The sequence below is a fragment of the Caldalkalibacillus mannanilyticus JCM 10596 genome (assembly GCF_000615945.1).
Classification (GTDB): Bacteria; Bacillota; Bacilli; order Caldalkalibacillales; family JCM-10596; genus Bacillus_AT; species Bacillus_AT mannanilyticus.
Genome location: NZ_BAMO01000001.1, coordinates 27,740 through 40,520, shown reverse-complemented (window position 1 = coordinate 40,520; position 12,781 = coordinate 27,740). Strand labels below are relative to the sequence as shown.

Genomic DNA, 12,781 nt, shown 5'->3' with positions numbered 1-12,781 from the left:
TCATTTCGAAGTTTAGAGAGTCAGCCTGTTTTTCATCCCTGTTATCTTGTTAGGGTGTTTCCTTACCCTTGTTTAAGCTGTTGCACTGTAGTCGCATCTAATTTCTTGATGACTTCTACCAATAGCTGTACAGCATATTCAAAGTCATCCCGATGTAAAATAGCTGCATGACTATGTATATATCTTGTTGCGATCGTTATAGCTAAGGATGGAACTCCATTTCCGGTTATATGCGTGCGACCAGCATCCGTTCCTCCACCAGCCATGGTATCAAATTGGTAAGGAATTTGATGTTTCTCAGCTACTTGAACAACAAAATCTCGTAACCCCTTATGAGCAATCATCGAAGCATCAACAAGAACAATCTGTGGTCCTTGTCCCATTTTAGATAGAGCTTCTTCAGGCTTTACTCCAGGTGTATCTCCTGCAATCCCTACATCTACAGCAAAAGCAATGTCAGGCTGTATCATATGTGCAGAGGTTTGTGCTCCCCGTAAGCCCACTTCTTCTTGTACGGTTCCAACACCATATACCTTATTTGGGTGACTCTCTCCTTTTAACCTTTTGAACACTTCAATGGCAATCGCACAGCCAATTCGATTATCCCATGCTTTAGCCATAAGCATCTTAGGGTTTTTCATCACTGTAAACGGGCATATAGGTACAATGGAATCTCCTGGGCGCACCCCAAACTCTTCCGCCTCTTCCTTACTGGAAGCTCCTATATCGATAAACATCTCTTTAATGTCGACTGGTTTCTTTCTTTGCTCTAGACTTAGAATGTGAGGAGGCTTAGAACCAATGACTCCCTCAATCTCTCCTTTTCTGGTCAAAATGGAAACACGTTGAGCTAGCATGACCTGATTCCACCAACCACCAAGCGTTTGAAAGCGTAGAAATCCCTTTTCTGTGATCTGGGTGACCATTAGACCAATTTCGTCTAAATGACCTGCGATCATGATTTTAGGTCCTGCTTCAATCCCTTGTTTTTCTGCGATAAGGCTCCCCAAATTATCTGTATACGTTGCATCAGCTAGTGGTTCGATATATTTATTCATAACATCCCGAACCGCGTGCTCATGACCTGGAGCACCTGGGGTTTCTGTTAAATCTTTAAACATTTGAAGTGTTACATCTAACTCTGTACTCATTCTAGACCTCCTTATTCCTCTTATAAAGTAGACTTCCATCAAATGGAGTTTTTTTCTCCAGCCGATGGTTAGTACGCGAAAAAGGTATGTATACGTTATCAAGTGAAATTATATCAAATGAACATCGTTTTTCCTAGAAAAATTCGATTATCGAAGGATATTTTTCATTAGGAAAAGAGGGGTTCAGCCTCCCCCTCTTTTTTCAGATTACCAGAAATAATAGTAATCTCTGCCGTTATCAAGTTTAATTGTATTGACAGTGTTCGCCATACGGAAGGTAGCAACAGCCATCTGGGCAATGGTTACTTCCTGAGTAGGGCTAAATTTCTCATTAGCTCCTGTTAAGATACCAAATGCCGAAGCAATAGCTACATGTCCTTTGTATTTAGGATCAATCTTATCTGCATCCTTGAACTCCACATGATAGATTTGAGAATGTTTGGCTACTTCATGTAAACGCAGAGCTTTGACATACCAAGCTGCAAGCTCTTCACGCGTTAATTTGGCTTCAAGATCAAATGTCTTTTCAGTGCTGTCTAAAATCCCCATCTGTACAGCTCTATCCACTACTTCAAATAATGGGTGATCAACTCCAATGTTGTCAAAGGTAGCTTTTGGCTCCTCACCTCTGTAATAACTATGTCCTTCCCAGAAACGAGTGAGAGATTTCATGAGGATCTCCAAAGCTTGCCCTTTTGTCACGACGGCATCTGGATTAAAGCTTTCTTTATCCTTAATTGTCAGGATTTTCGCTTCGAGCATAAAGTTGAGCTCATCCTCAGCCCAAGCATGCTTAATTGTTGGTTTTTCTGATTCTTCTTGAGTCACGGGTAGTGCAAATGTAGGGGCTTCCCACTTTCCAGAAACAGCATTAAAATAGCTTGCCTTCGGAGAATGGTTCATCTCGTACACCAATTTATAATCGTTCTTTTTATCTTTGGACCATTCATTAGCATAGACTAGTTTTAACTCTAAATTTTCAAAGAAGGCTGCTTTTGCCACTTCCACATCCACGACTTTTTCAGGGGAAGGAAGCTCTTTATAATCTGTAGATAAATTATTGAATCCTTGCATACTTCCATCTTCAGCAGAAACGAACACCGAAATTTCATCACCTACAAACTCAATTCCATTCTCTACCCGTGGGAAGGAAATCAGATAACTATTATAATATTCTTCTGGTTCTGTTTCTCCTGAAGGATAAGCATATGTATGCATAGAAGAAGGTGCATATTTTTCAACATAGGCTGCCGCTTTTTTTAGAGCTTCATCATAAGAAAGCTTCACTTCAGGAGCTTTGCTATCTACATAAAAATCGTTGAGGTTAACGTTATGGAAATATAGGATTTCTCCTGTGTTCTTGTTGAATTGTATAGAACTACCACGACCAGAGTTTTTTGCTTCATACATATATTCAACAGAATATACGGTTTGGTTTAGGTGGTTCGTATGTTCATTTACACCCTGAATGACGAGATTAATGCCTTCCCGATCTGTTTTTAATAGTTCTTCCGCCATTTTCTTGGCTTCATTTTTGGTAATGGCTTTTGTCTTCACATCTTTTTTCGTTTCACTTAACATTTTGACTTTCTCAACAGCAGGTAAAGAATCCATAAATTTTCCATCTACATACCACTTTCCAGACGTGGCTTGAACTCCACCGATTCCTGGGATAGGGACATAGGAAAGATAGACATTTCCTTCATTTTTACGATAGTCAAATTCGCTCACATATCTTAATTCTAAGTTTAAGTTTTCCTTGATTTGTTCAAGTGCTTTTTCTGCACCAATCAGATTATTCTTAGGTTCAAAATTTAATTTAGAAGAGTGAGCGCTACTCCAAAACCCTACGATCTCTCCATTTCCTAAGACTTCTATATTTCCGCCTAAGCCACGAACAGGTACTTCATTTTGAATTTTTTCAATAGAAAAGCCATAACGTATAGGTTCTGTAAGTGTTTTATTAGCTTGGTAGTGATAGTCAAATTCAGAGTCTACTACTTCATATTTCGTTCCTTTGTTTACCTTATTAACAAACGCTTGTGCCAGCTCCTTAGCTTGATCCTTACTTACTTTTGCCGGGTAGAAGGCATCTTTTACATCCGAGTTAGTATAGTGAAAAGAAATTAATTGTAGGTCAGATCCAACAAAGCCAAATGAACCATAAGCGTAATTTCCTTTAGAGGTCTCCTTATGGAAATAAAGGCCATGACTTTCTTCCTCTTTAAACCCACCATAACGGAAATGGTTTCCTAATTCTACTCTGAAATCAGCCTCATCTAAGAAAGTAAATTGATTTGGAAATAGTTCATGCACTCTTTTAACTAATTGAGCCTTGGGGATACTTCCTATTTCATCTTGAAGGTTCTGAGTATCTTGTTTTTCAATCACTTCAACAGCTGTTTCATTCACAGATGAGGATGGGTTAGCTACCGTTTCTGCATAAGCTGCAGGTGCTACCGTACTCATGGCAATAGCAGCAGTCAACGTTAATACACCGAGTTTCTTGTATTTCATTTTTGTTTCTCCTCCTTCATACTAAGGGGACACCCCCTCTATATTGAATTACCAGAAATAGTAGTAATCTCTACCGTTATCATAATTAATGGTATTAATAGTGTTCGCCATGCGGAAGGTCGCAACAGTCATTTGAGCAAGTGTTACTTCCTGAGCTGGGCTAAATTTCTCATTGGCTCCTGTTAAGATACCAAATGCTGAAGCTAAGGCTACATGTCCCTTGTATTTAGGATCAATCTTATCTGCATCCTTAAACTCCACATGATAGATTTGAGAATGCTTAGCTGCTTCATGTAAACGCAGAGCTTTGACATACCAAGCTGCAAGCTCTTCACGAGTTAATTTGGCTTCAAGATCAAATGTCTTTTCAGTACGGTCTAAAATCCCCATCTGTACGGCTCTATCCACTACTGCAAATAATGGGTGATCAACTCCAATGTTGTCAAAGGTAGCTTTTGGCTCTTCCCCTCTGAAATAGTGCATTTCTCCTTCCCAGAAACGTGTAAGAGATTTCATAAGAATTTCTAATGCGTCCCCTTTTGACACAGTTGAATCTGGGTTAAAGTTTTCTTTGTCCTTAATTGTCAGGATTTTCGCTTCGAGCATGAAGTTAAGCTCATCCTCAGCCCAAGCATGCTTAATGACTGGCTTCTCTACTTCTTCTTTCTTAGATACATAAGAAGGGGCTTGCCATTCGCCAGAAACAGCATCAAAATAGCTTGCCATAGGAGAATAGTTCATCTCGTACACCAATTTGTAATCGTTCTTTTTACCTTTAGACCATTCATTAGCATAGACTAGTTTTAACTCTAAATTTTCGAAGAAGGCTGCTTTTGCCATCTCCACATCCACGGCTTTCTCAGGGGACGGAAGCTCTTTATAATCACCAGAACTGTTATTGAATCCTTGTAGGCTTCCATCTTCAGCAGAAATAGATACTGAAATCCTATCTCCTATAAACTCAATTCCATTCTCTACACGCGGGAAGAAAATGTAATAACTGTTAGAGTATTCTCCCACTTCTTCCTGTATGGAAGGGTAAGCATATTTGTGCATGTAAGCAGGGGCATACTTTTCAACATATTCCACTGCTTTTTTTAGAGCTTCTTCATAGGAAACCTTCACTTCTGGGGCTTTGCTATTCAAGTCGTAATCTCTGAAACTATTAACGTTATGGAAGGAGAGGACTTCCCCTGTATCTTTACTGAATTCGACTGAACTTCCACTACCATAATGTTGTGTTTCATACATATAACTAACAGAATATACTGTTTTGTCATATGGTTCGTATATTCATCAACACCATGAATGACAAGCTTAACGCCTTCTTGATCTGTTTTTAATAGTTCTTCCGCCATTTTCTTGGCTTCATTTTTGGTAATGGCTTTTGTCTTCACATCTTTTTTCGTTTCACTTAACATTTTGACTTTCTCAACAGCAGGTAAGGAATCCATAAATTTCCCATCTACATACCACTTTCCAGACGTAGCTTGAACTCCGCCAATTCCCGGTACAGGTACATAAGAAAGATATACATTTGTTTCCTTTGTAAGATAGTCAAAATCTCTTACATATCTTAATTCTAAGTTTAAGTTTTCCTTGATTTGTTCAAGCGCTTTTTCTGCACCAATCAGATTATTTTTAGGTTCGAAATTCAGCTTGGAAGAGTGATCCCCAGTCCAGAAACGAACGATTTCTCCATTTCCTAAGACATCGATATTACCCCCTAAATCACGAACAGGCACTTCATCTTGGATTCTATCAATAGAAAAGCGATAACGTACAGGTTCTGTAAGTGTTTTATTAGGTCCATAATGATCGTCAAATTGAGAATCTACTATTTCATATTTTGCCCCTTTGGTTACCTTGTTAACAAACGCTTGTGCCAGCTCCTTAGCTTGTTCCTTACTTACCTTTGCCGGGTAGAAGGCATCTTTTATATCTGAGTTATCATAGTGAAAGGAAGTTAATTGTAGGTCGGAACCAATAAATCCAAATGAACCATAAGCATATTTTCCTTTAGAGATCTCCTTATGGAAATAAAGTCCATGCCTTTCTTCTTCATCCTTAAATCCAGCATAGTGGAAATGGTGTGCTGATTCTATCCTGAAATCAGCCTCATCTAAGAAAGTAAATTGATTTGGAAATAGTTCATGTACTCTTTTAACTAATTGTGCCTTAGGGATGCTCCCTAGTTCATCTTGAAGGTTCTGAGTATCTTGTTTTTCAATCACTTCAACAGTTGTTTCATTCACAGATGAGGATGGATTAGCTACCGTTTCTGCATAAGCCGCCGGTGCAACCGTACTCATGGCAATAGCAGCAGTCAACGTTAATGCACCGAGTTTCTTGTATTTCATTTTGTTTCTCCTCCTTAATACTTTCCAATGTATCTCACATGAACCATATTAACACTATTTGGAAGTGAATTTCTATAATTTATTTCGTTTTTTATAAAAATCATCCTTAGGGACTATTTTTATCCTTTTTTGAAACTTTTTTGTGTAGCTTTACGTCTACAATTTATTTGTATAACTGAACCGAAACGAAAAAATGAGAGCAAACAGTCTATCTATCTCTGGAAAGAGAAAAAAGAGTGCAGAGAAACATAAGGTTTCTCTGCACTCTGAGGGAGGGGACATCCCCTCTTTTTTTGGATTACCAGAAATAGTAGTAATCTCTACCGTTATCATAATTAATGGTGTTGATCGTGTTCGCCATACGGAAGGTAGCAACAGCCATTTGAGCAAGTGTTACTTCCTGAGTTGGGCTAAATTTCTCATTAGCTCCTGTTAAGATACCGAATGCCGAAGCTAAAGCTACATGTCCTTTGTATTTAGGATCAATCTTATCTGCATCTTTAAAATCTACATGATAAATTTGAGAATGTTTAGCTGCTTCATTTAAACGTAGAGCTTTAACATACCAAGAAGCAAGCTCTTCACGAGTCAATTTAGCATCAAGATCGAACGTTGTTGCATCACGGTCTAAAATTCCCATTTGCACAGCTCTTTCTACTACTGTAAATAATGGGTGGTCAACTCCAATGTTGTCAAAGGTTGCTTTTGGCTCTTCCCCTCTGAAATAAGGCATTTCTCCTTCCCAGAAACGTGTAAGAGACTTCATAAGAATTTCTAATGCATCGCCTTTTGACACAACTGCATCTGGGTTAAAGTTTTCTTTGTCCTTGATTGTCAAGATCTTCGCTTCAAGCATAAAGTTAAGTTCATTCTCAGCCCATGCATGCTTAATGACTGGTTTCTCTGTTACTTCTTTTACTTCTGGTGCAAAAGAAGGTGCTTTCCACTCCCCAGTAACAGCATCAAAATAGCCACCGAATGGAGTTGGAGAATAGTTCATCTCGTACACTAATTTGTAATCGTTCATTTTATCTTTAGACCATTCATTCGCATAGACTAGTTTTAACTCTAGATTTTCAAAGAAAGCTGATTTTGCTACTTCTAGATCCACAGCTTTATCAGGGGATGGAATCTCCTTATAATCACCAGTGGAATTATAGAATGATTGTAGGCTTCCATCTTCAGCAGAGATAGAAACTGTAATACCATCACCTAAAAATTCAATTCCATTTTCTACACGAGGGAAGGAAATGTGATAGCCATTGGAATACTCATCACGCTCTAGCTTCATTGTCGGATAAGCATATTTATGCATAGCAGCAGGTGCATATTTTTCCACATATTTAACTGCTTTTTCAAGAGCTTCTTCATAAGAAACCTTTACTTCAGGCTCTTTTGCACCTGGTTCAAAATGTCTGAAATTATAGTTATGGTAAGATAGGATTTCTCCCGTATCCTTGCTGATCTCTAAAGAACCGCCATACCCATGATTTGCTGATTCATACATATAATCCACTGAATATACTGTTTTGTTCATATGATTCGTATATTCATGGACACCATGAACGACTAACTTCATGCCTTCTTCATCAGTTTTTAATAATTCTTCAGCCATTGCCTTTGCTTCTTTTAGTGTAATGGCTTTGGTCTTGACGTCTTTTTTCGTTTCAGTTAACATTTTGACTTTCTCAACGCCAGGTAACTCATCCACGAATTTACCGTCTACATACCACTTTCCAGAAGTAGCTTGAACTCCACCGATTCCTGGAACAGGGACATAGGAAAGGTATAGATTTGTTTCATTTTTACGATAGTCATAATCACTAACGTATCTTAATTCTAAATTTAATTTTTCCTTGATTTGTTCTAATGCTTTTTCTTCACCTATTAAGCTTCTTTTCGGCTCAAACGTCACTTTCTGACCATCGTCACCTGCCCAAAAGCCTACAATTTCTCCATTTCCTAATACTTCTACGTGTCCGCCTAATCCACGAACAGGAACACCATTTTGATTTCTCTCAAAAGAGAAATTATAGCGAATCGGCTCTGTAAGTGTTTTATTGGTAGAATCATAGTAATATGGAGATTCTACTACCTCATATTTTGCACCACTTGTTACTTTGTTAATAAAGGTTTGAGCAATCTCCTGAGCTTGATCTTGGTTTACTTTTGCTGGGTAATATGCTTCTTTCACATCTTTTCCAGTATAGTAAAAGTGGCTTAGTTTAAGCTCTGAACCAACAAAGCCAAATGAACCATGAACATACTTCCCTCTTGAAATCTCCTTGTCAAAAGAAAGACTATATCTTTCTACTTCATCCTTGAATCCACCATAGTAATAGTATCTTTCTGAATCAACTCTAAAATCAGATTCCTCTAAAAAAGTAAATTGATCAGGAAAGATCTCATTGATTCTTTTGATCATCTTGTCTTTTGGAACATTATCTAGTAGTTCTGCTTGGATTTCTGGATCTTTTTCAATTGTTTCAACTACAGTCTCCTTCACAGAAGAAGACGGATTAGCTACAGTTTCAGCATAAGCCGCTGGTGCAACCGCACTCATAGCAATAGCAGCAGTTAAAGTTAAAGCGCCGAGTTTCTTAAATTTCATTTTTGTTTCTCCTCCTTGAATACATTTCTATGTATCTCACAAGAACTATATTAGCACTATCTGGAAGGCAAATGCTATGATTTATTTCGTTTTTTTTAAAAATCATCCTTAGGGACTATTTTTATCCTTTTTTGAAACTTTTTAAAGAAGCTGTACGTCTATAACTATTTTGCCTGTCATTTCGACATTCTGTTCGACAATATTTGACTATTGTGCAACTCTTTAGTGGAGGGAGTCTTATCGACAGTTAGAATGGGATAAAAAAAGTTTTTTTTAGAGTTTTTTTTGAAACTTTTCTCCTTCTTTTTCGTATTTAGCTGTATAGGATATACTAATACTGTAAATGAAGTGCTTTAGAGGGAGGTTTCATTTTAATGGCGATTCTTATTCGTTTTGTTCTTTTTTGCTGGATTCTCATCTTTGCTTACTTAGTGTTGAAATATATTTTTAATCCGAAGAGAAAATTGGAGTTAGCACAACAAAATGGGGAGTTATTTCTTTTAGATAACAGTAACAATGTTCGCGAAAATCTATTACTCACATCAAAAGGAGTGCTTTTCGAAGGTGAAAAATACATGGGGACAGCAGATGATGCGTTTAGAATCATTCATATTAAAATGTCGCCACATCAAAAAGATGCGTTAAACGGATTTAGTAAAGATGATTTTTTGGAAATCGAACATAAGATATTTGAACAATATCCTTATGCAACCATTGAATGGACGAGTCCAATAAAAGAGCTGCTGCGTGATTAGATGAATTTGTACATGTGTTGATATTTTGAGTTTTACATTAGAAATATAGAAAATTATGCTTGGTAGCATAGCAGGACCCCTTCTGCTATGCTACCAAGCATATGTTTATTTTTCTTATTGATCCCGTTCTCCCCGTCAGGTGTAGTACAAACTCCATCTGGTGGAAGTCACTTTACCCTTGAGAATGGGCTGTTGAATGTCGGACCTTTAACTCGTGTTTTAGAATTGTTGGTTCTAAATCTGCTTCTTCATGTTCGATCCAATGAAGTAATTTATCCATTGCCTTATACCCTAGCTGATAAATCCCTATGTTCACAGAGGTTAGTGGAGGAGCAGAAACCTTTGCTACGAGAACATCATTCATACTTGCTACAGAGATATGATCAGGGACATGTAATCCCAATTCATTAAGAGCGCTGATCACCCCTAATGCCATCAGATCGTCCACAACAACTAAGGCAGTAGGCGGATTCCCTAACTTAAAAAGCTGCTTAACTGCTTGATAACCTCCTCGATGTAGGAATTCTTCATGAATCGTTAAGAGTGGATCATAAGCAATCCCTGCCTCTTCAAGAGCTTGATAGTATCCAGCCAGTCGCTCTCGAGTCACGACTAAATCTAATGAGCCCCCTACAAATCCAATCCTAGAGTGTCCTAACTGTACCAAATGTTCAGCCGCTTCTTTTCCCACGGCTACGTTGTTGTTGTCTACATAGGAAATTTTCTCTTCCTCTGAAGCCGGTTTACCTACTAGCACAAAAGGGAAGTTCTGTTTCAGAAGATAGGCTTGAAGAGGATCATTATTTCTGGAATAGAGACTGATGACTCCATCTACTCGTCGCCCCTGCACCATATCCGAAAGTGCTCTCATTTGCTCCTCTTCATTTCCTCCTGTTGATAGAAAAAGAGCATATCCTTTTTCATTCGCCCTCACACTAATCCCACGAAGTACTTCAGGGAAAAACGGATTTAGAAAAGCGTTTTCTGTTGAACGTGGCATAATAATGCCAATACACCTTGTTGATTTTACAGCTAAACTACGCGCATTATAGTTAGGATGATACCCCAATTCCTCCATCGCCTGGAATACCTTCACTTTTGTCTTTTGACTAATTCGATTGCTATTGGCTATGACCCTTGATACCGTGGATGGTGCAACACCAGCCAATTTGGCTACATCTCTTATCGTTATCGACACAGCTACTTCTCCTTTCAGCCAACACTCCTGAGGAAGCATTCTTCCTGTTGTAAGTTTCGAAACATGTCACTAATTCAATCAATTATATAATTGTTTAAAGTAAATTTCTATATGTATAGAATGAAAAAGTGTTCATGCAGCCATGAACACTTTTTGACTTACCCTTTCGTTGCACCTGCTCTTAAACCCTCTACCATGTATTTCTGAGTCAAAACAAACAAGATGGTAATAGGGATAGCGACTAAAACCGCTCCAGCAGCGAACAAAGTAAATTCCGTATTTTGTTGCCCTCGTACCATTTCGAATAGTCCAACAGCCAAGGTTTTGTTCTCATTACTTCGAATCACCAAGCGTGCAAAGATAAAATCCATCCAAGGGGCGATGAAGTTTGTTAAAGCAACAAAAACAAGGATGGGATACGAAAGTGGAAACATGATCTTAAAGAAAATCGTCAGATTAGAAGCACCGTCAATCTTGGCTGCCTCCTCTAAACTTTTCGGTAATCCATCAAAATAACCTTTACATAGATACGCGTTAAATGGGATCGACCCTCCCGCATATACCAGAATGAGTCCCCAATGATTATCCAGTAATCCTAGTTGCATAAGTAAAATATAGATAGCAATCATACCCATGAATCCAGGAAACATTTGCAGGACAAGCATAGCCATTAAACTATGTCTACGACCTGGGAATCTAAATCTAGACAAAGCATAGGCTGTTGTCACAACCAAAAACGTAGAGAGAATCATGGTAAAAAAAGCGATTTTAAATGTATTCTTATACCAGATTATATAATCAGTATTAGCAAACAGATTTCGGTAATGATCGAGGGTAAGATGATCTGGAAACAGCTTAGCACTGAATAAGGTTTGACCTGGATTCATGGAGCCCATAATAACAAAGATAACAGGATAGAGAATCACTATGGTTGTTACAAGTAAAATAGCATAGATACAGCCTAGCCATAGTTTTTCTGAAAGTGATTTCCCTACAAGTGACTTTTTCTGCGTCGTCATTTTATCGTTCATCATTGTATCATATCCTCTTCCTTAAAGGCTTTTGTTCTTCTAAAGTTCCATATAGAGAAAGGTGCAATAATTAAGAATATTAATATAGAAACAACCGAAGCCATGTTAAACTTACTGATATCCAATGTTAACTTATAAATCCAACTGATCAAGATGTCTGTGGAACCCGCATTATAATAAGCTGAATTAGCTGGTCCGCCTTCGGTTAATAGATAAATAATATTAAAATTATTGAAGTTAAAGGCAAATTGCATGATCAAGAGTGGAGCTGTCGCAAACAAGACCAAGGGAAAGGTTAACTTCCAAAACTTATGAAACCCTGTCGCTCCATCCACATCAGCTGCTTCATACATTTCCTTATCGATTCCGGTTAAGACTCCTGTCATTAAAATAAGCCAGAAGGGTAGACCAAACCATACATTAATCATGACAATGGTCATTTTGGCTATAAGAGGGTCCGTTAACCAAGGAATTCGGTCAAGCCCTAAAGCAACTAGATAATTATTAATGGGTCCAAATTGTCCGTTAAATATATTTCTCATAATAAGAATCGTAATAACTTGAGGAACCGCCATAGGTAAGATAAAAATAGCGCGCCACATCTTCTTCAGTTTGACTTTAGGATGGTTAATAATCACCGCATAGAATAGCCCCACAAAATAGGTCGTAATTGTTGCTGCAACAGCCCAGATCACCGTCCAGATAAAGACACCAATAAATGTGCCTCGCCAAGCTTTTAAACTAAAAAGGTCAATAAACGACTTAAACCCAACCCAATCCACTAGGTTTTTCGGGGGTAAATAATTGGGACCGGAATAATTGGTAAAAGCAATGAGAATTCCGAATAACAAGGGTAAAATCGATAGAAAAACAATAAAGAGAAAGGCTGGAGAAATTAAGATATAGGCAAAGCCCTTTTCCCATAAATCTGTCAGAGACTGTTTAATTGATTTTGCTGCAATGCCCTGCTCAATCTGTCTTCCAGTTCTATACGCATCTCGGATGTTAAAAATATAGATTCCGATTAGGATAAGAGTAATGAGTAAGATAATAATTCCTTCAATCATGAGAAAGATAGAATGATCTCCTTCAATAACGACTCTTCCTCTTTGTCTTACCTGTGTTTGTTCCCCTAATGTAATTAAGCCCCACATTCCA

Annotated in this window: 9 protein-coding genes; 1 reads left to right on the top strand and 8 read right to left on the bottom strand. The window is 38.0% G+C overall.

Translation table 11 applies throughout. The features are described 5' to 3' along the window. Positions 1-62: 62 nt before the first annotated feature. From JCM10596_RS00210 to JCM10596_RS00190, 5 genes are all read right to left on the bottom strand, one after another. Positions 63-1,151 carry a M42 family metallopeptidase gene (locus tag JCM10596_RS00210; protein WP_025025426.1) on the bottom strand — a complete coding sequence of 363 codons (1,089 nt, stop codon included), beginning with the start codon at positions 1,149-1,151 and terminating at the stop codon, positions 63-65. 207 nt (positions 1,152-1,358) lie between these two features. Next, complete coding sequence (locus JCM10596_RS00205) at positions 1,359-3,668, bottom strand: PepSY1/2 domain-containing protein (protein WP_025025425.1); 2,310 nt, start codon at positions 3,666-3,668, stop codon at positions 1,359-1,361. A gap of 48 nt (positions 3,669-3,716) precedes the next feature. Beyond that, positions 3,717-4,919 carry an S-layer homology domain-containing protein gene (locus JCM10596_RS00200; protein WP_081791828.1) on the bottom strand — a complete coding sequence of 401 codons (1,203 nt, stop codon included), beginning with the start codon at positions 4,917-4,919 and terminating at the stop codon, positions 3,717-3,719. Beyond that, a complete protein-coding gene (locus tag JCM10596_RS00195; protein WP_025025423.1) occupies positions 4,811-6,028 on the bottom strand; it encodes a hypothetical protein in 1,218 nt (405 codons plus the stop codon). The genes JCM10596_RS00200 and JCM10596_RS00195 overlap by 109 nt, the downstream gene beginning before the upstream one ends. A 298-nt stretch (positions 6,029-6,326) precedes the next feature. Next, the gene (locus tag JCM10596_RS00190) at positions 6,327-8,639 is read right to left on the bottom strand and encodes a PepSY1/2 domain-containing protein (RefSeq protein ID WP_025025422.1); all 2,313 of its coding nucleotides are present in this window, start codon (positions 8,637-8,639) and stop codon (positions 6,327-6,329) included. Between the two features lie 374 nt (positions 8,640-9,013). Here JCM10596_RS00190 and JCM10596_RS00185 point away from each other — a divergent pair, with 374 nt between their 5' ends. After that, positions 9,014-9,394, top strand: coding sequence for a hypothetical protein (locus tag JCM10596_RS00185; RefSeq protein ID WP_025025421.1), 381 nt, complete (start codon positions 9,014-9,016; stop codon positions 9,392-9,394). A gap of 172 nt (positions 9,395-9,566) precedes the next feature. Here the strand turns inward: JCM10596_RS00185 and JCM10596_RS00180 are convergent, their stop codons facing one another. The 3 genes from JCM10596_RS00180 to JCM10596_RS22955 form a co-directional block, all read right to left on the bottom strand. Next, entirely contained in the window at positions 9,567-10,592 is a 1,026-nt protein-coding gene (locus JCM10596_RS00180) for a LacI family DNA-binding transcriptional regulator (protein WP_025025420.1), read from the bottom strand. Between the two features lie 158 nt (positions 10,593-10,750). After that, on the bottom strand, positions 10,751-11,626 hold the full coding sequence (locus JCM10596_RS00175; protein WP_439644791.1) for a sugar ABC transporter permease: 876 nt from the start codon (positions 11,624-11,626) through the stop codon (positions 10,751-10,753). Next, complete coding sequence (locus JCM10596_RS22955; RefSeq protein ID WP_234410353.1) at positions 11,623-12,777, bottom strand: carbohydrate ABC transporter permease; 1,155 nt, start codon at positions 12,775-12,777, stop codon at positions 11,623-11,625. The genes JCM10596_RS00175 and JCM10596_RS22955 overlap by 4 nt, the downstream gene beginning before the upstream one ends. Positions 12,778-12,781 lie beyond the last annotated feature (4 nt).